The following is a 19,078-nucleotide window of genomic DNA, read 5'->3' on the forward strand; positions in this document are numbered from 1 at the left end:
GAAAACGACGAATCAACCGAGAAAGTTGTATCTACAGAGGGGCAACCTTATGTCGCATCAGCAGATTATTCAGACGCTTATTGAATGGATTGACGATCATATCGACCAACCGTTGAACATTGATGTGGTCGCGAAAAAGTCGGGCTATTCGAAATGGTATTTACAGAGAATGTTCCGCACGGTCATGCATCAGACGCTGGGTGAGTACATTCGTCAGCGCAGGCTGCTGCTGGCGGCGCAGGCGCTACGCTCAACGCAGCGGCCGATTTTTGATATCGCGATGGATCTTGGCTATGTGTCGCAACAAACCTTTTCCCGCGTGTTTCGCCGCGAGTTTGACCGCACGCCGAGCGACTATCGCCACCAGTTGAATTAATTACTCTCAGTGCAAAGGTTGCTGCTGCCAGGTCATAAATTCCTGGGGCGGCATCGCTTTCGCGAAGTGCCATCCCTGACAAAACTGGACGCCGCGCTTCAACAGCCAGCTCACCTGCTCTGCCGTCTCGACCCCTTCCGCAATGGTTTTCAGCCGCAGGCTTTGCGCCATCTCGATAATATGCTCGGCGATCAGGTGGCTGGTGCTGTTGGTCGTTAAGGTATCGATAAACGATTTATCGATTTTCAGAATATCGACGTTCAGCGAGTAGAGGTTGTGCAGGTTCGAATAGCCGGTACCGAAATCATCGATCGCCACTTCATACCCCGCCTGACGGAAAGCCTGAATCACCGGCGTGGTTTTAGGCACATCGATAAAACCGCGTTCCGTCACTTCAATTTTGATTTGCTGCGCGCGGACGGCGTAGTGGCGAGCCTTCTCAGAAATCATGGCGATCAGCCGCGAGGAGTGGAAATCCGTGGCCGACAGGTTAATCGAAATATAGAGATGCGGATGCTCGGCCAGGAAATGGCCCAAATCGCTGAACACTTCCTCAACGACGTAATCCGTAATCCGCTCGCTCATCCCCTCATTTTCAGCCAGCGGAATAAACTCAGCCGGGCTCATCACCTGCCCGTTAAAACCCGGCCAGCGTAACAACGCCTCCGCGCCGACACACCGGTTGTTCTTAATATCAATAATCGGTTGATAGTGCACGCAAAGCTGGCGTTTGTTCAGCGCCCGGTGCAGTAAACGCCCCGGCGAATTAAGCTCACGATGAGTACGGGACCAGACCAGCAAAATAATAATGCTGCAGATCATGCCCAGCGGCAGCGTTAATGTCGCCTGATGATAAAGCGTTTCATAAAAGCGTTTATTCGATGTCGACACAATGGCCGCAATCGGTCTTTTAGGGGATGTGACGATCGTATAAAAGCGGTTATCTTTTTGAAATACCGATTCCTTATCCCGAATCAGCGAATTTAATAACGAAACGTTGGCTTTCTGACTGACGGAAAAGAAAGCATTGGTTACCGTGTCGTAAACCCCCCACGAGAGAGAATGATCCGCGGACATGACTTCGCTGTATGAAAGTGGATTAACGACCACTACATAATTTCCGCGCTGCATATATGTCATTTTATAGCCAGTATAAAATGGGGTGTCGCGATAATAATAGATAGCGACGTCAGGTTTTCGCGTGTAATTAGCGACGGGTATGGCGTAGGGTTGATCCGGTGTAAAAACGGTCGAACAAAGAAAATTCTGACCTTCAGCGTAAATTAAATCGGCAACAAACAGGCGACCACGAACAACGTTCAACATATATTGACGGTGTCCCGGGGTACAGAGCTCGCCCCGATATTTTTCTGCCTCGTCCCGGGCCAGATCAACCTGTTGTATAACCAGCTCAGTTTTGTCTAAAGCCAGTTCAGCAAATGTCCGTAGCTGGGCGCTTGTTTCAGACACGGCTCTTAGCTGGGCAAACCATAGCGCAAGCATCACCGGCAGCATAACTACCATGATGATCCCTACCACCCTGAGCATCTTGCGCCGCGCGCTACGATTCATTTCCCGCCCTATATCCCTGCATGTTGTACGCCTGTAGTAATGAAGGCCGGATGCTGTGTTAAACAGGTGATTACGTTGCATGAATCATGCGAAGTTAGCAACTGACTTTTCGTATTAAAAATCTTAAATTTCGTTATGACGATAATATTTTCCCGTAAGTGAAACTGTAAGTATTCGTTCCGTTTCAATTAAGGAAAATAATTATCCAGCCCTCGAGGACGGAGGGAAGATAACACAACAGACGATCGTTGATTAAGCCAAACTTCTGGCAGCATGAAAAAAGCGCACCTTTATCATGACGTTTTATGCTATTTACTGTGGGGCATTGTGTGCGTTGATTTATAAATAATCAGTCTTCGCCGCACTATTTTATGATTCGACTGAGCCCCTCTTATAAAAACCGAATTTGAGGTATCACCACTAGCCCGATGGACGTTTCCGGCACGCTGGGGGGCGCCTCCTCGCGCGCCGAGGGCAGGGCCAGCCTGCACACACTCTTTACCTGAGGAATAAAAACCGTTTTTTGATCGCACAGACACTGGCGAATAAATCAACAAATGTGATATAGTTCACACATATTCTGTAACGAGAAACACCGTTTCATTCAGGTCGTCTGTTTTGTAGAGGATGGGTTTATGGCAACCATTACTACCAGCATGGTTCTCCTGCGCTGGCCTTTGTTGAGTGCGGTACTGATGTTTTTGGCCAGCACGCTGAACATTCAGTTTCGTAAATCTGACTACGCGGGTCTCGCTGTCATCAGCACGCTGTTGGGGCTGGGTGCAGCATGTTGGTTTGCAACGGGGTTGCTTGGCATTACCCTGCCGGATATCGCCGCCGTCTGGGAAAATATCAAAGTGGTGATGGTTGAAGCGATGAGCCACACGCCACCAGACTGGCCAATGGTGATTACCTGATCCCTTTATGGAATAAAAAAACCCAGACGATGTCTGGGTTTTTTGTTTGAAGGACGCACAAATCAGAACGGAATGTCGTCGTCGAAATCCATTGGCGGTTCGTTAGACGCCGCCGGAGCAGACTGCTGCTGCGGACGAGACTGCGCGCCGCCGCTGAACTGGTTGCCGCCCTGTGGCTGCTGAGGCTGACCCCAACCGCCCTGCTGCTGGCCGCCACCTGCTGGTGCGCCACCGCCCTGACGGCCACCCAGCATCTGCATGGTGCCGCCGACGTTAACCACGACTTCAGTGGTGTACTTCTCAGCACCGGACTGATCGGTCCATTTGCGGGTACGCAGCTGGCCTTCGATATAGACCTGAGAACCTTTACGCAGATACTCACCGGCCACTTCTGCCAGTTTGCCAAACAGCACAACGCGGTGCCATTCGGTCTGCTCTTTCATCTCACCGGTCGCTTTATCACGCCAGGATTCGGAAGTAGCCAGCGTAATGTTGGCAACTGCGCCACCACTCGGCATGTAGCGTACTTCCGGGTCCTGGCCCAGATTACCGACGAGAATCACCTTGTTTACGCCTCTGCTGGCCATGTTCGTGTCTCCTGAATACGTTTCTTAATAGTGTAAACGCGCGAGTGTACCATTTCCACGCTGCATTTTGATAGCTGCGAGATGGATTCCAGAGTTCTCGCGCGAACATAACATTGTTACACAGTCCGTCAGAAAATGCATTCCAATACTGTATATTCAAACAGGTCAAATTGTGTCATAATTAGCCGTTTCTGACAGCCGTTTGTCCTTCAAACAAACCAGGCAATCCGTGTTCCAACCGGGAAAGGTGAATGGATAAGATCGAAGTTCGGGGCGCCCGCACCCACAATCTCAAGAATATCAACCTCATAATCCCTCGCGACAAACTCATTGTCGTGACCGGGCTTTCGGGGTCTGGCAAATCCTCACTGGCTTTCGACACTCTGTATGCCGAAGGACAGCGTCGTTACGTTGAATCGCTCTCGGCGTACGCGCGTCAGTTCCTGTCGCTGATGGAAAAACCGGATGTCGACCACATTGAAGGGTTGTCTCCTGCTATCTCTATTGAGCAGAAGTCCACGTCGCATAACCCGCGCTCCACGGTCGGTACCATTACTGAAATCCATGACTACCTGCGTCTGCTGTATGCCCGCGTGGGTGAGCCGCGCTGCCCGGACCACGACGTCCCGCTGGCGGCACAGACCGTGAGCCAGATGGTGGATAACGTGCTGTCGCGGCCGGAAGGCAAACGCCTGATGCTGCTGGCGCCAATCATTAAAGAGCGTAAGGGCGAACACACCAAAACGCTGGAGAACCTGGCAAGCCAGGGCTATATCCGCGCCCGTATTGACGGCGAAGTGTGTGACCTGTCCGACCCGCCCAAGCTAGAACTGCAGAAGAAGCACACCATCGAGGTGGTGATTGACCGCTTTAAGGTGCGTGACGATCTCGCCACGCGTCTCGCAGAATCGTTTGAAACGGCGCTGGAGCTCTCCGGCGGCACGGCCGTGGTTTCCGACATGGACGACCCGCAGGCGGAAGAGCTGCTCTTCTCCGCCAACTTTGCCTGCCCGATTTGCGGCTACAGCATGCGCGAGCTGGAACCGCGCCTGTTCTCGTTTAACAACCCGGCGGGCGCCTGCCCGACGTGTGACGGTCTGGGCGTCCAGCAGTATTTCGACCCGGACCGCGTGATCCAGAATCCGGAGCTGTCGCTGGCGGGTGGCGCCATTCGCGGCTGGGACAAGCGTAACTTCTATTACTTCCAGATGCTGAAGTCGCTGGCGGAGCACTACAAGTTCGACGTGGAAGCGCCGTGGGCCAGCCTGAGCCCGAACGTACACAAAGTGATCCTGTTCGGTTCTGGCAAAGAGAACATCGAGTTCAAGTATATGAACGATCGCGGCGATACCTCCGTGCGTCGCCACCCGTTCGAAGGGGTGCTGCACAATATGGAGCGCCGCTACAAAGAGACCGAATCCAGCGCGGTGCGCGAGGAGCTGGCGAAGTTCATCAGCAACCGCTCCTGCGCCACCTGCGAGGGCACGCGCCTGCGTCGCGAAGCGCGCCACGTGTTTGTGGAAAATACGGCGCTGCCGACCATCTCAGACATGAGCATCGGCCACGCGATGGACTTCTTCAATAACCTGAAGCTGTCCGGCCAGCGCGCGAAAATCGCTGAAAAAGTCTTGAAAGAGATTGGCGATCGCCTGAAGTTCCTGGTGAACGTCGGCCTGAACTACCTGACGCTTTCACGCTCGGCAGAAACGCTCTCCGGCGGTGAAGCCCAGCGTATTCGTCTGGCGAGCCAGATTGGTGCGGGCCTGGTGGGCGTGATGTACGTGCTCGATGAGCCGTCCATCGGCCTGCACCAGCGCGATAACGAACGCCTGCTCGGCACCCTGGTTCACCTGCGTAACCTCGGTAACACGGTGATCGTGGTGGAGCACGACGAAGATGCGATCCGCGCCGCAGACCACGTGATCGACATCGGCCCGGGCGCTGGCGTGCACGGCGGCCAAGTGGTGGCGGAAGGCACGCTGAAGGACATTATGGCGGTGCCCGAGTCGCTGACCGGCCAGTACATGAGCGGCAAGCGCAAGATTGAAGTACCAAAACAGCGCGTGGCGGCGAACCCGGAAAAAGTGCTGAAGCTGACCGGCGCGCGCGGCAACAACCTGAAAGACGTTACCCTGACGCTGCCGGTGGGCCTGTTTACCTGCATTACCGGCGTGTCCGGTTCCGGTAAGTCGACGCTGATCAACGATACGCTGTTCCCGATTGCGCAGACGGCGCTGAACGGCGCGACCCTGGCCGAACCTGCACCGTACCGTGACATTCAGGGGCTGGAACATTTCGATAAGGTTATCGATATCGACCAGAGCCCGATTGGCCGTACGCCACGCTCTAACCCGGCAACCTATACCGGTGTTTTCACGCCCGTACGTGAACTGTTTGCCGGTGTGCCGGAAGCGCGTTCACGCGGCTACACGCCGGGACGTTTCAGCTTTAACGTGCGCGGCGGCCGCTGTGAAGCCTGCCAGGGCGACGGCGTGATCAAGGTTGAGATGCACTTCCTGCCGGATATCTACGTGCCGTGCGACCAGTGCAAAGGCAAGCGCTATAACCGCGAAACGCTGGAGATTAAGTACAAGGGCAAGACCATCCACGAAGTGCTGGATATGACCATCGAAGAGGCGCGCGAGTTCTTTGACGCCGTCCCTGCGCTGGCGCGTAAGCTGCAGACGCTGATGGACGTCGGCCTGACCTACATTCGTCTGGGGCAGTCCGCCACGACGCTGTCCGGCGGTGAAGCGCAGCGCGTGAAGCTGGCGCGCGAGCTGTCAAAACGCGGCACCGGTCAGACGCTGTATATCCTGGATGAGCCGACCACCGGTCTGCACTTTGCCGACATCCAGCAGCTGCTGGACGTGCTGCATCAGCTGCGCGATCAGGGCAACACCATCGTGGTCATCGAACATAACCTGGACGTGATTAAAACCGCGGACTGGATTGTCGATCTTGGCCCGGAAGGCGGCAGCGGCGGCGGTGAAATCCTCGTCTCCGGTACGCCAGAGACCGTTGCAGAGTGCGAAGCCTCGCACACCGCGCGCTTCCTTAAACCGTTGCTGTAATTGTCACACGGAGAGTTGCTGTCGGGTCGTTTCCGGCAGCAGCTCAACCGCCTGCTGATAGGACGCGTCCACCAGGTAGTAAATTTGCGAGCCTGGAATCGATCCATCCAGATAGACGGTGCTCCAGTGCGCCTTATTGAGGTGCTGGCTCGGCCTCACGTCATCATGCTGCTGACGCAGTAAATCCGCCAGTTCAGGGCTGGTTTTCAGCGACGCCGCCGGACGGCCTTCTACCTCTTTCACCATCGCAAACAGCACATCCCCCACCTTAACCTGCGTGGCTTTCCAGTCGCTATGGACGCTCTGCTCCGCGCCGGGCTTGCTCATGCAGTACTGAAGTATCTCCGAAATTGTCATCTTTATTCCCCTTGTAGCGTGGCGATAATTTTACGCGAACCACCGTGAATGCGATGTTCTCCCAGCCAGATCCCCTGCCACGTGCCCAACAGCAGCCGTCCGTTGTGGACCGGCAGCATCAGCGATACGCCCAGCAGGGAAGATTTGATATGCGAAGGCATATCGTCCGCCCCCTCATAGTCATGCTCGTAGGGCGCGTTGTCCGGGACGCTCTTCAGAAAATGACGCTCCATGTCAGACCGGACGGTGGGATCGCAATTTTCATTCAGCGTGAGAGAGGCTGACGTGTGCTGAAGCAGCAGATGCAGCAAACCCGTTTTGACCCGCGACAGGTCGCGGAGCTGCCCGATGACTTCATCCGTCACCAGGTGAAAACCGCGTGGTTTAGCGCTTAAGGTCAGGGTCTGTTGGTACCACATCTGCTGCTCCGTAATGAAAGATGAATCTTTCTAAGTGTGCAGCAAGAAGGCGAAAGGTAAAACCCGCAGCAGCGAGATTTGATTAAAAAAGAGTCAAACTCGCTGCCAGAGACTTAATACTCCGAGTTGACGATCACCTCTTCACCAAACTTTCCGGCCATCGGCAGCGGTCGATAGGTCGAGTTAGACGCGCGTAACACCCTGATCCCTCTGGCACCAGCATCCTGCGCGGCGGTAATGTCGTTATCCGAATCGCCATAAAACACTTTGATGTTTTTCTTTTCCAGCCACTGGATTTTGGTGTTTTGCCCCTCTTTGTCACCCGCAAAAATGACCGGATTCATATTGGCAGCCGGGATCTGGAAATCGTCCTGCAGTGTTCTGGAGACGGTTTCCGTTTTGGTCTGGCTACGGCCGGTAACGAAGTAAATGCTGTCACCGCGCTTAACGTGCATAGCAATAAGCGCCCGGGCGACCTCTTTCGGGATGCTGTACTCGTCCCAGCCGTTATTCATTTTTTCCCAGAACTCCGGATTCTTCAGATACGCTTCGCTGTCCGGTGAATACATTTTTTTGCCGCGCCAGAAGCCAGGGCTTGAGAACAGCACGGTATCGTCAATGTCGAAGCCCACGGCCATTGGCGCGCGTCCCATCAGGCTGTTTTCGATTTGGGCCACGGAGACCCAGTGAATGGGCGCCTGTTCGGCAAGCATGGCGGCGGTGGTGCCGGTGTAAAGCGGCGTCGGCGCCGAGGCACGTGCGACGACGGCGCTATTAAGTGAGAACAATAAGCAGGCGGCGCTGAGCGCCAGTGTGATCTTGCGCATATTTTCCCCTGAATATTCAGCTTGTTATCGTTTTATTTTGAGTGAATGGTCAAAAAACTATCCGACCTTAACCCCAGCGGGAGGTGAAGGGAAGGAGTTTTTGCTTATGAAGCGGAATAAAAAGAAGACGATCACAAAGTGTGGATGAGTGATGTAGGCCCGGTAAGGCGCAGGCGCAGCCGCCACCGGGCAAGATTTTCTGCGGCCTGATGCCCTCTCCCACAGGGAGAGGGAGATAAAAAGTAGTGAGTACTTACATCACAGCTGCAAACGCCTGCGCCACGCGGTGAACGTTGCTGGCATTCAGGCCCGCCACGCACATACGGCCGCTGGCGATCAGGTAGACACCGAACTCTTCGCGCAGGCGATCGACCTGCGCCGCGCTCAGTCCGGTATAGCTGAACATCCCGCGCTGCTTGAGCAGATAATCAAAGTTATGCCCTGGCACAGCCTCTTTCAGGACGTTAACCAGCGCCTGACGCATCGACAGGATGCGCTTACGCATCGCTTCCACTTCGGCAAGCCAGGAGGCTTTCAGCGTTTCGTCACCGAGAACCGTCGCCACCACCTGAGCACCAAAGTTTGGCGGGCTGGAGTAGATACGGCGCACCGTCGCTTTCAGCTGGCCCAGCACGCGGCCCGCCGCTTCGGCGTCTTCACACACCACGGACAGGCCACCAACGCGTTCACCGTACAGGGAGAAGATCTTAGAGAAGGAGTTACTCACCAGTACAGGCAGCCCGGCGCTGGCAGCGGCACGGATGGCATAGGCGTCTTCTTCCATACCCGCGCCAAAGCCCTGGTAGGCAATGTCGAGGAACGGGATCAGGTCGCGGGTCTTCAGCACCTCGATCACCGCATCCCACTGGGCATTGGTGAGATCCGCCCCGGTTGGGTTATGGCAGCATGGGTGCAGCAGCACAATACTGCGCGCTGGCAGCGTGTTCAGCTTTTCCAGCAGCGCGTCAACGCGCACGCCGTTCGTTTCGCTGTCGAACCACGGATAGGTCGCCACCTTAAAGCCCGCGCCCTCGAAGATCGCAACGTGGTTTTCCCACGTCGGGTCGCTGACCCACACGCCTGAATCAGGGAAGTATTTTTTCAGGAAGTCTGCACCCACTTTCAGCGCACCCGAGCCGCCCAGCGTCTGGATGGTCGCCACGCGTTTTTGCGCGAGCACAGCGTGATCGGCGCCGAACAGCAGCGGTGCAATGGTATTGCGATAAGCGTTTAGCCCTTCCATCGGCAGATAAAGAGACGCGCCGTGTGGAACCGCGTTCAGACGCGCTTCGGCTTCGGCAACGGCTTTTAATTGAGGAATAATGCCCTCCTCGTTGTAATACAGACCGATGCTGAGGTTCACTTTGTCGCTGCGAGGATCTTCTTTGAAACGCTCCATTAAGGAGAGGATAGGGTCGCCGGCATAGGCGTCAACTTTCTGAAACACGCGATGGTTCTCCGGAATTCGATGAGGCAGGGATTTCAACAATAAACCGGAAGCAGATGAAGGTCGAGAGCGATATCAGATCGGTCCCTGGATATATCGGCAAATGTGATCGATTCGCTCAGGCAGTGAGCCCCGCACGCGCAGAAAAGGAATATTTCGTGCCGACAGCTCTGCTTCATACCATACTTGCTGTCGATGGCGAAACGCCTCGCCCTGCCGGGTGCCATCCTGCACAAACGGAAATTCATCTCCGCAAAGTACGACCAGCGCATAGTCTCGTTCAGCTAACTCCTTTAACGCCTGCGGCGCGCTGCCAAACTGATCGAGTGCGTAAAACAGGGTCGTTAAAGGTGAGGTATCACAGACCAGATAAGGCGCCGTGCAGGCTAATGCTTCCCGACGTACTTGCTCGCGGGCAATATGCAGCAAATCCTCCCGATCCAGGATACCGTTCTTCGCTTCCCAGTGTTCACGGCCATACTCTGCAACGTACGGAACGTTTAGCGTCTGCGCCAGAGCCTTTGCTAGAGTGCTTTTGCCCGTCGATTCTCCACCTAATAAGCAGATACGAAAAACAAAGCTGCGGTACACCTCTGGGGACATCATCTTACGATAACGATGAACATCAGAACGGATGAGCGTTCCCGAAGGGGCCTCTGGTCCCCGTTGACGCTGGAGACGCACGTGCGCAACCGGTCGTCCGAAACGCTGGCTCAGGACAGCGGCAAACCCGTCTCCATAGTCTTCGGCAGTAAATACCGCCTCTGGCTGACAGTGCAAAATGTCCTCACACAGCGTTGCAACATAATGCCGGTGAAGATCGTCATCAGCGTCATTCGGTGGCGGTGGCGCAAGGCCATATGCAGCCAACACATGCGGCGAAAGCACGAGGTGGCGACATTGCGGAAAGCGCGTTGTTAACCAGTTAAGCCGCTTTTCAGGTTCGTAACCGCGTATTTCCGGCGACGAATAGCTGATGATACAGACCGTCTCGCACTGCTCAAGTGCCGTATTGATAAGCGCTTCATGGCCTGCATGTAATGGTGCGAATTTGCCTACCACCAGGCCGTTGGCATACAGCGTCATTGCGCACGGATCTCCTTGCGCCACTGATACAGTCCGTGCCACGCATTAAACCAAAACACCAGATATAAACCGGCGGTCAGGTACAGTTCTCTCGTCGCGTACAGCGGTACTGCCAGCGTGTTAACGGCAAGCCAGATGTACCAGTTTTCCAGACGCCGTCCCATCAACATAAACTGAGCAAGAATGCTGAATGTCAAAATGATGGAGTCCAGCCAGGGGGCCCATGCATTGGTATAGAGATGCAATATCCACCCGTACGCCGCTGCTACGCTTACGGCGCAGGCTAAAAGCATAAAAAAATGTCCCGGTCTGGTACGACGAACAGGCAAGACCTCTCCATGATTGCCTTTAAGCCAATGCAGCCAGCCGGTTATGCTCGTTATGATGAAAAAGAACTGAAGGGTAACGTCAGCATAAAGCTGCACAGAATAGAAAACCCAGGCATAAAGCCCGCTACCGATGATGCCTATCCACCACGTATGGATATTGTTTCTGGCGGCCAGCCAGACGGAGAGAGCATAGGCCAGACATGCAGCGATTTCTGAAGGGGACATTATCCTTCCCTGGAATGAAATGTTAGTCGATGTACTTCATCGCCACCCGAGACGTCAGGCGGGTGATAAGTTCGTAAGCACTCACTTTAGTGATTTCAGCAATACGTTCAACGGGTAAACCTTCCCCCCACATCACCACATCGTCGCCGGGTTTATCCTGCGCTTCTGGCCCCAGATCGACGCAAATCATGTCCATCGCCACGCGGCCAACGATCTTCACCTCGCGACCGTTGACCAGCACCGGCGTACCCGTTGGTGCAGCGCGCGGATAGCCGTCGCCGTAGCCCATCGCCACCACGCCGAGACGCGTGTCGCGCTCGCTGGTCCAGGTGCCACCATAGCCCACCGGTTCACCGGCTTTGTGTTCACGCACGGCAATCAGAGTAGACACCAGAGACATCACCGGCTGGAAACCCATGTCCGGTCCCCAGGGTTTATTCTCCAGCGGCGACACGCCGTAAAGAATGATGCCCGGTCGCGCCCAGTCGAAATGCGACTGCGGCCACAGCAGAATACCGCCGGATGCGGCGATCGAGCGCATCCCCGGCTTGCCTTCGCAGAAGGTATTAAAGATATCCAGCTGTCGCTCGGTCGCACCGCACTCGGGCTCATCGGCACGGGCGAAGTGGCTGACAATATTCACCGGCTGGCGCACGTTTTTGCACCGGCATAAACGCTGATAAAACGCTTCGGCGCTTTCCGGACGCACGCCCAGACGGTGCATGCCCGTATCAAGCTTCATCCACACGGTCACCGGCTCGCTCAGCTCAGCGGTTTCCAGCGCGGCCAGCTGTTCTTCGTTGTGTACCGCCGTGTGCAGATGCTGATCCGCGATAGTTGGCAGATCGGCGGCTTCGAAAAAGCCTTCGAGGAGCAGAATCGGCTGGGTAATCCCCCCCGCGCGCAGGCGGAGGGCTTCTTCAAGACGGGCGACGCCAAAGGCGTCGGCATCGGGGAGCGTTCGCGCGGTCTCAAGAAGACCGTGTCCGTAAGCGTTCGCTTTCACGACTGCAACGAGCTTGCTGGCGGGTGCCAGTTCACGCAGACGTTGCAGGTTGTGTCGCAGAGCGCGGCGGTTAATGACAACAGTTGCCGCTTGCATTTGAATTCCTTAGAAATTACTCATCATCATATTGAGGACCGGCATAGTTGTCGAAACGCGACCACTGGCCGTTAAAGGTCAGACGCACCGTCCCGATCGGGCCGTTACGTTGTTTACCAATAATAATTTCGGCGATCCCTTTCAGGTCGCTGTTCTCGTGATAAACCTCATCACGGTAGATAAACATGATTAAGTCGGCATCCTGCTCGATGGAGCCGGATTCACGCAGGTCGGAGTTGACCGGGCGCTTGTCTGCACGTTGTTCCAGAGAGCGGTTAAGCTGCGACAGCGCCACCACCGGCACGTGCAGCTCTTTGGCTAACGCCTTGAGCGAGCGGGAAATTTCGGCGATCTCCAGCGTACGGTTGTCGGAGAGCGACGGGACGCGCATCAGCTGAAGGTAGTCGATCATGATAAGGCCGATACCGCCGTGTTCGCGGGCGATACGACGCGCGCGGGAACGGACTTCCGTCGGCGTCAGGCCGGAAGAGTCATCAATATAGATGTTACGTTTTTCCAGCAGAATGCCCATGGTGCCGGAGATGCGCGCCCAGTCCTCATCGTCGAGCTGGCCGGTACGGATGCGGGTCTGGTCCACGCGCGACAGCGATGCCAGAGAACGCATCATGATCTGCTCAGAGGGCATCTCAAGACTGAAAATGAGTACCGGCTTATCCTGCAACATCGCCGCGTTTTCGACGAGGTTCATCGCAAAGGTCGTTTTACCCATCGACGGACGCGCCGCGACGATAATCAAATCCGACGGCTGCAGACCGGCGGTTTTCTTGTTGAGATCGTCATAACCAGTGTTCACCCCGGTCACACCGTCGTGCGGCTGCTGGAACAGCTGTTCGATACGGGCAACGGTGGCGTCGAGGACGTCGGCGATATTTTTGGGGCCTTCGTCTTTGTTAGCGCGGCTTTCGGCGATTTTGAAGACGCGGGACTCGGCAAGGTCGAGCAGATCTTCACTGGTACGACCCTGCGGATCAAAACCGGCTTCGGCGATCTCATTCGCCACCGAGATCATCTCGCGGACAACGGCACGTTCACGCACGATGTCGGCATAAGCGCTGATGTTTGCCGCACTTGGCGTGTTTTTTGACAGTTCTGCCAGATAGGCAAACCCGCCGACACTGTCCAGCTGTCCCTGACGCTCCAGCGATTCCGCGAGGGTGATCAGGTCAATCGGGCTACCCGACTCCTGCAGGCGCGCCATTTCGGTAAAGATATGACGGTGCGGACGGGTGTAGAAATCCTCAGACACCACGCGCTCGGCGACGTCGTCCCAGCGCTCGTTATCCAGCATTAAACCGCCCAACACCGACTGTTCCGCTTCAATCGAGTGCGGCGGGACTTTTAACCCTGCGACCTGGAAATCACGCTCGCGAGGTTCAGTCTGTTTGTTGAAGGGTTTGTTTCCTGCCATAGTGAATGGAGTTACCGAGATAAAGAGTGGGTCGAAAGATTACCACATTCTGGAGGAAGCATGGCAACACGTATTGAATTTCACAAGCATGGTGGCCCTGACGTACTCAACGCGGTGGAGTTCACCCCCACCGCGCCTGGCGAAAACGAAGTGCAGGTTGAAAACAAAGCCATCGGCATAAACTACATCGACACCTATATTCGCGGCGGGCTCTACCCGCCTCCGTCGATGCCGAGCGGACTGGGCACCGAGGCGGCCGGCGTCGTCGTCAAAGTGGGCAGCGCAGTTAAGCATATTAAAGAAGGCGACCGCGTGGTGTACGCGCAATCTCCGCTGGGCGCTTACAGCTCCGTCCACAACGTCCCGGCGGATAAAGCCGCCCTGCTGCCCAACGCCATCTCCTTTGAGCAGGCGGCGGCCTCCTTTCTGAAAGGGTTAACCGTTTACTACCTGCTGCGCAAAACCTATGAAATTAAACCCGACGAGCAGTTCCTGTTTCATGCCGCGGCGGGTGGCGTCGGGCTCATCGCCTGTCAGTGGGCAAAAGCGCTGGGCGCAAAACTGATCGGCACCGTGGGCAATGCCCAAAAAGCCCAGCGCGCGCTGCAGGCGGGCGCCTGGCAGGTGATTAACTACCGTGAAGAGAGCATTGTCGAACGGCTGAAGGAGATCACCAGCGGCAAAAAGGTGCGCGTGGTGTATGACTCGGTAGGGAAAGATACCTGGGAAGCGTCGCTGGACTGCCTGCAGCGTCGTGGGCTGATGGTGAGCTTCGGGAATGCGTCAGGCGCAGTCACCGGCGTGAATCTCGGCATCCTTAACCAGAAAGGCTCGCTGTACGTCACGCGCCCTTCCCTGCAAGGCTACATCACCAACCGGGAAGAACTTGAGGAAGCCAGCAACGAGCTGTTCTCGCTGATCGCCAGCGGCGTCATTAAGGTGGATGTGGCAGAAGCGCAGAAATACCCGCTAGCCGATGCGCAGCGCGCGCATGAGGTGCTGGAGAGCCGGGCAACGCAGGGATCGAGCTTGTTGATTCCCTGAGCCCCAAAAAGAAATTGGGCTTCCCGTGGGAAGCCCTTTCTTTTTTTAGTTCGGCTGTATGTAGGGTACAGCGCGATGAATTCTTTAACGGCAGTCATAGTGACAGATTCGATAAGTAAATCCTATTCTGTTCTAAGCCAGGCTGCCGGAAAAGTTACAACTCTGTGACGAACCCCTCAATACCTTAGTAACGGAAGCGGTTATTGCGCTGATAACTGGGCACTTTTGGCGATTTAATCGCCCGTATCACCCACACCGCCGCGACGGCCAGCAGTAACCACGGCAGCAGTTTGATCGTCAGGGCAAACAATCCGCCAATAAACATGACGACCGTCGCCACCACGATAGCCGCCAGAATGCCGAGCAGCGAAATGCCCGTTGCTAACAGCATGACAAAAAAGCCAATCACAAAAAGTAGTTCCAGCATGGTGCTCTCCCACGAGTTCCCGAATGATGCAGCAAACATTACAAGAATCATGCCAGACATAACGTGTTGTTCTTAAAACAAAACGCCCCGCGAGAATTCGCAGGGCGTGGTGAATTTGACGAACTTTTAGCGAAAGTTATCGCTTGTCCGCCACCAGGCGCAACGCATGTTCCAGCACCTCAATATCGGCCCCGGCTTTATGGGCGTTTTCGCTCAGGTAGCGACGCCACTGACGCGCGCCCGGAATGCCCTGGAACAGCCCAAGCATATGGCGAGTGATATGGCCGAGATACGTACCGTTGCTCAGCTCGCGCTCAATGTAAGGATACATCGCACGCACGACGCCAACCGGATCGGTGTCTGCACCTCCGATGCCAAAGATTTCGCGATCGACCGTCGCCAGAATGCCCGGGTTCTGATACGCCTCGCGCCCGACCATCACCCCATCCATATGTTCAAGATGCGCTTTGGCCTCTTCCAGCGACTTGATGCCGCCGTTAATGGACATGGTCAGGTGAGGGAAGTCACGCTTCAGCTGATACACGCGCGGGTAGTCCAGCGGCGGGATTTCACGGTTCTCTTTCGGGCTCAGGCCGGAGAGCCAGGCTTTTCGCGCATGGATGATGAACATCTCGCATTCGCCCTTGCCGGAGACCGTATTGATGAAATCGCACAGGAATTCGTAGCTGTCCTGGTCGTCAATCCCGATACGGGTTTTGACCGTCACCGGAATGGAAACGACGTCGCGCATCGCCTTGATACAGTCCGCCACCAGCTGCGCGTTCCCCATCAGGCAGGCGCCGAACATACCGTTTTGCACGCGATCGGACGGGCAGCCAACGTTGAGGTTGATCTCGTCGTAGCCGCGCGCTTCAGCCAGCTTCGCGCACTGCGCCAGGGCGGCCGGATCGCTGCCGCCCAGCTGCAGGGCAACCGGATGCTCTTCTTCGCTATAGGCCAGATAGTCGCCCTTGCCGTGAATGATTGCGCCTGTGGTCACCATTTCGGTGTACAGCAGCGTATGGCGGGAGAGCTGGCGCAGGAAATAGCGGCAGTGTCTGTCCGTCCAGTCGAGCATTGGCGCAATGGAAAAACGGTGTGCAGGGAAAGCGGTCTGTAATTCTGACGACATGGCGAAGTTTTAAGCATCTGGTGGAAAAGGGGCGCTACTATAGCACAAAGAAAAGCCGGAGGCGCAGCGCCTCCGGTGGACTTTAGAACGTCATGCTCAGCTGAGCCCCTGCGCCCCAGGTTTCGTCTTCACCGTACAGGCCCATCAGGTCAACATGCACGGTGCTAAACGGCGCGAAACCGACACCGCCGGTAAAGACATTGCTGTCGTTACCCTTCACGTCGGCACGATAACCCGCACGCACCGCCAGCCAGCTCAGCGGCGTCACCTCGGCACCGACACCCACGTACTGCGATGTATCTTCGCTCTTGAAGCCTTTGGTTTCGGTCAGATCGCCATCGGCGGTCAGCGTCACCAGGTCGTTGTGCCAGGCAGCACCGGCGGTCACCAGCGGACGGATCTGGTAGGTGTCTTTATAGCTCACCACTTCTCCCGTACGGCCGTTGCGGATACGGATGTCTTTGGTGTCGATATCACGCGACATCAGGTTTTGTCCGCTCACGCCCACGGTCCAGTGTTCGCCGAAATCGGCCGCAATACCGGCATCCACGTTGAAGCCCGTATCGTCAGTGCGGTAGCGGCTGTCGTTCCACTTGTTACTGTCGTAATCGTAGATTGACGTGGTGTAGTTATAGACCCAGGTTTTTTGCAGTTTTGGCGTAACCCCCACGGAAACCGGGACGCCACCCAGATCGAACTGACGGGCAACAGCAACACCGTAATCGGAGACTATCGCCGCCCGGCCGGATGCCGTTGAGTTGAGGTTTTTGGTGATCTGATCCGTACCATTCAGCGCAGCGTCCAGCGCGACACCGGCAGCCACGACATTGCTTCGTTGAATACGGCGAAGGTAATCAATATCTTGCTGATCGATAGACGAGCTCACCCGGCCATGGGCATAGCCTTTCGCCATGAAGGCTACCGAAAGGACATCGTTAGGGATACTCACCGCAAGCCCTGCCCCTGCCGTTGCGCGTGCGGTTTTGCCTTTGAGATAGTCCAGCTCATCGGCCAGATCTTTGGCCGCGCCCTGGAATTGATTAATGGAACCTAATGGATTGGTGATAATTTCTCGTGGCGTGAGATTATCAACCACATCCTTGTAGTGATTAATTTTGTCGTTGATGTTATCAATCTCGTCCTGAAGATTGTCTTCATCCGTGATTTGCGCGCCAACCGAAGGCAATATGACCGTCACATCATCGTCCGGTTTTGCCTTTGCCAGCAGCGCGGGGTTGATTAACGCCCCACTACCATAGCTTCCCGAAGCCACGCCGGTGCCACCCATTGCGTCGCTGCGTGATTCTGTCCAGGTAATGGCTGCTCCCGCCTGATTTGCCATAAACAAGGAGACAGCAATGCTAACCACCGAAAATTTAAAATTTTTTTTCACAGTATGCCCGTTATAGTCTGTTATGAAATAACCCCTGTCTGTTATCACCCAAACAGGAACGAACTATTGCTGTGAATAAGTAGTAAAAGACCCGCTATTTCTTTCCCTAAGTAAAACTCCCTTACGGCCTGTTATATTTTGTGACGGCCCTCAATATTTATAGAAGAGGAAATTATTTTTTCCCAGGTTTTCCATCATGCGGCCCAAAAAACTGCGGGGGATGATCTACCCAGCGATCTTCCCGCGTGGCGGCATACACGGGGTTGAGCGGGTAGTAGATGCGGTTGTGCTTCTTGTTGGCCTCGCCAACGACCAGGAGCCGAACCTCATCGTCCGTGTTGTTGATAAAGGTATGACAGATGCCGGTTCCGGCGGGAAAGCCTACGCTGTCGCCAGGCTCCAGTTTCCACAAGTAGCCGTTAATCCAGGCTTCAGGGTAGCCTTCGAGCACGTAAACAAACTCTTCTTCGTCGCTCTCCGCATGCGGATAGGACGTTCTGCGCCCAGGCGGCAGGCGCTCATGATGGATGCCAATACGCCCGAGCCCAAGCTTGCGAGCCAGCGGAGCACCAATGGAAAAAAGCTCATGGCTGTCGGGGTAGGTCGAGTCATCCGCGCCTTCCACGTCGCGCCAGTGTCGAATGCAGTCAGGTCTTTTCATTCTGGTTCTCCCGGTTTTCGATGGGTCAGGTATAGCACAGACTGGCGGATCTCGGTGTTTTTAGCAGAACATGATAAAGTGAAGGTTTTCCGTCCTATAACATCCGGGGTGCTACATGGATAAGTCCACAAAAGAGCTGTTAGCGCAGGCCGAAAAGCTGTGTGCGCAACGCAATGTGCGCCTGACTCCGCAGCGCCTTGAAGTATTACGTCTGATGAGCCTGCAGCAGGGTGCCATCAGCGCCTACGATCTTCTGGATCTGCTCCGCGAAAGCGAGCCGCAGGCAAAGCCGCCGACGGTCTATCGCGCGCTGGATTTCCTGCTTGAACAAGGGTTCGTGCACAAGGTGGAATCCACCAACAGCTATGTGCTATGCCATCTGTTTGATCAGCCCACCCACACGTCGGCGATGTTTATCTGTGACCGCTGCGGCGTGGTGAAAGAAGAGGCTGCGGAAGGCGTGGAAGATATTATGCATACGCTGGCAGCGAAAATGGGCTTTGCCCTGCGTCATAACGTGATTGAAGCGCACGGGCTCTGTTCCGCGTGCGTGGAGGTGGAAGCCTGTCGCCATCAGGACGCGTGTCAGCACGACCACTCTATCCTGGTGAAGAAAAAGCCGCGTTAGCGGCAAAAGAAAAGGCGGCTCATGGCCGCCCTCAGGGTGTACTTCC

Annotated in this window: 19 protein-coding genes; 5 read left to right on the top strand and 14 right to left on the bottom strand. The window is 55.5% G+C overall.

What is annotated here, in order from left to right; all coding sequences use genetic code 11:
• Window positions 1–49 precede the first annotated feature (49 nt).
• On the top strand, window positions 50–376 hold the full coding sequence (gene soxS, locus PI91_RS20030; RefSeq protein ID WP_008503387.1) for a superoxide response transcriptional regulator SoxS: 327 nt from the start codon (window positions 50–52) through the stop codon (window positions 374–376).
• 6 nt (window positions 377–382) lie between these two features.
• Here soxS and PI91_RS20035 read toward each other — a convergent pair whose 3' ends face one another.
• Complete coding sequence (locus tag PI91_RS20035) at window positions 383–1,948, bottom strand: EAL domain-containing protein (RefSeq protein WP_023293514.1); 1,566 nt, start codon at window positions 1,946–1,948, stop codon at window positions 383–385.
• Window positions 1,949–2,583: 635 nt separating this feature from the next.
• On the opposite strand from PI91_RS20035, the gene PI91_RS20040 reads away from it, so the two are divergent.
• Entirely contained in the window at window positions 2,584–2,865 is a 282-nt protein-coding gene (locus tag PI91_RS20040) for a YjcB family protein (protein WP_039266974.1), read from the top strand.
• Between the two features lie 62 nt (window positions 2,866–2,927).
• Here the strand turns inward: PI91_RS20040 and ssb1 are convergent, their stop codons facing one another.
• Window positions 2,928–3,452 carry a single-stranded DNA-binding protein SSB1 gene (gene ssb1 / locus PI91_RS20045; protein WP_039266975.1) on the bottom strand — a complete coding sequence of 175 codons (525 nt, stop codon included), beginning with the start codon at window positions 3,450–3,452 and terminating at the stop codon, window positions 2,928–2,930.
• A gap of 251 nt (window positions 3,453–3,703) precedes the next feature.
• Between ssb1 and uvrA the strand changes: the two genes are divergently transcribed.
• Window positions 3,704–6,526: an excinuclease ABC subunit UvrA gene (gene uvrA, locus PI91_RS20050; protein ID WP_039266976.1), complete on the top strand. Its 2,823-nt coding sequence runs from the start codon at window positions 3,704–3,706 to the stop codon at window positions 6,524–6,526.
• Between the two features lie 3 nt (window positions 6,527–6,529).
• Here uvrA and PI91_RS20055 read toward each other — a convergent pair whose 3' ends face one another.
• The 8 genes from PI91_RS20055 to dnaB all read right to left on the bottom strand — a co-directional run bounded on the left by PI91_RS20055 (window position 6,530) and on the right by dnaB (window position 13,747).
• The gene (locus PI91_RS20055; RefSeq protein ID WP_008503382.1) at window positions 6,530–6,883 is read right to left on the bottom strand and encodes an MmcQ/YjbR family DNA-binding protein; all 354 of its coding nucleotides are present in this window, start codon (window positions 6,881–6,883) and stop codon (window positions 6,530–6,532) included.
• A gap of 2 nt (window positions 6,884–6,885) precedes the next feature.
• A complete protein-coding gene (locus tag PI91_RS20060) occupies window positions 6,886–7,302 on the bottom strand; it encodes a secondary thiamine-phosphate synthase enzyme YjbQ (RefSeq protein WP_008503381.1) in 417 nt (138 codons plus the stop codon).
• A 113-nt stretch (window positions 7,303–7,415) separates the two neighbouring features.
• A complete protein-coding gene (gene aphA, locus PI91_RS20065; RefSeq protein WP_021242762.1) occupies window positions 7,416–8,129 on the bottom strand; it encodes an acid phosphatase AphA in 714 nt (237 codons plus the stop codon).
• 253 nt (window positions 8,130–8,382) lie between these two features.
• Window positions 8,383–9,576 (bottom strand): aromatic amino acid transaminase, encoded by a 1,194-nt coding sequence (gene tyrB / locus PI91_RS20070; RefSeq protein ID WP_039266977.1) that lies wholly within the window; start codon window positions 9,574–9,576, stop codon window positions 8,383–8,385.
• Between the two features lie 75 nt (window positions 9,577–9,651).
• Window positions 9,652–10,662 carry an AAA family ATPase gene (locus PI91_RS20075; protein ID WP_008503378.1) on the bottom strand — a complete coding sequence of 337 codons (1,011 nt, stop codon included), beginning with the start codon at window positions 10,660–10,662 and terminating at the stop codon, window positions 9,652–9,654.
• Window positions 10,659–11,216 carry a nicotinamide riboside transporter PnuC gene (gene pnuC, locus PI91_RS20080; protein WP_023293520.1) on the bottom strand — a complete coding sequence of 186 codons (558 nt, stop codon included), beginning with the start codon at window positions 11,214–11,216 and terminating at the stop codon, window positions 10,659–10,661. Before pnuC ends, PI91_RS20075 begins: the two co-directional genes overlap by 4 nt.
• 22 nt (window positions 11,217–11,238) lie before the next feature.
• Window positions 11,239–12,318, bottom strand: coding sequence for an alanine racemase (alr, locus tag PI91_RS20085; protein ID WP_008503376.1), 1,080 nt, complete (start codon window positions 12,316–12,318; stop codon window positions 11,239–11,241).
• Window positions 12,319–12,334: 16 nt separating this feature from the next.
• Window positions 12,335–13,747, bottom strand: coding sequence for a replicative DNA helicase (dnaB, locus tag PI91_RS20090; protein WP_008503375.1), 1,413 nt, complete (start codon window positions 13,745–13,747; stop codon window positions 12,335–12,337).
• A gap of 60 nt (window positions 13,748–13,807) precedes the next feature.
• Here dnaB and PI91_RS20095 point away from each other — a divergent pair, with 60 nt between their 5' ends.
• Window positions 13,808–14,791, top strand: a complete 984-nt coding sequence (locus tag PI91_RS20095) for a quinone oxidoreductase (RefSeq protein ID WP_008503374.1) — start codon at window positions 13,808–13,810, stop codon at window positions 14,789–14,791.
• Between the two features lie 184 nt (window positions 14,792–14,975).
• Here the strand turns inward: PI91_RS20095 and pspG are convergent, their stop codons facing one another.
• The 4 genes from pspG to PI91_RS20115 form a co-directional block, all read right to left on the bottom strand.
• Window positions 14,976–15,218 (bottom strand): envelope stress response protein PspG, encoded by a 243-nt coding sequence (pspG, locus tag PI91_RS20100; RefSeq protein WP_023293521.1) that lies wholly within the window; start codon window positions 15,216–15,218, stop codon window positions 14,976–14,978.
• Between the two features lie 136 nt (window positions 15,219–15,354).
• A complete protein-coding gene (gene dusA / locus PI91_RS20105; RefSeq protein ID WP_039266978.1) occupies window positions 15,355–16,350 on the bottom strand; it encodes a tRNA dihydrouridine(20/20a) synthase DusA in 996 nt (331 codons plus the stop codon).
• Window positions 16,351–16,432: 82 nt separating this feature from the next.
• Window positions 16,433–17,743, bottom strand: a complete 1,311-nt coding sequence (locus tag PI91_RS20110) for a conjugal transfer protein TraF (protein WP_039266979.1) — start codon at window positions 17,741–17,743, stop codon at window positions 16,433–16,435.
• Between the two features lie 172 nt (window positions 17,744–17,915).
• The gene (locus PI91_RS20115; protein WP_023345267.1) at window positions 17,916–18,404 is read right to left on the bottom strand and encodes a cupin domain-containing protein; all 489 of its coding nucleotides are present in this window, start codon (window positions 18,402–18,404) and stop codon (window positions 17,916–17,918) included.
• A gap of 115 nt (window positions 18,405–18,519) precedes the next feature.
• Here PI91_RS20115 and zur point away from each other — a divergent pair, with 115 nt between their 5' ends.
• The gene (gene zur, locus PI91_RS20120) at window positions 18,520–19,032 is read left to right on the top strand and encodes a zinc uptake transcriptional repressor Zur (protein ID WP_008503369.1); all 513 of its coding nucleotides are present in this window, start codon (window positions 18,520–18,522) and stop codon (window positions 19,030–19,032) included.
• Window positions 19,033–19,078: the final 46 nt, after the last annotated feature.

The sequence above is a fragment of the Enterobacter sp. FB genome (assembly GCF_000805795.1).
In the GTDB taxonomy this organism is placed as follows: Bacteria; Pseudomonadota; Gammaproteobacteria; order Enterobacterales; family Enterobacteriaceae; genus Enterobacter; species Enterobacter roggenkampii.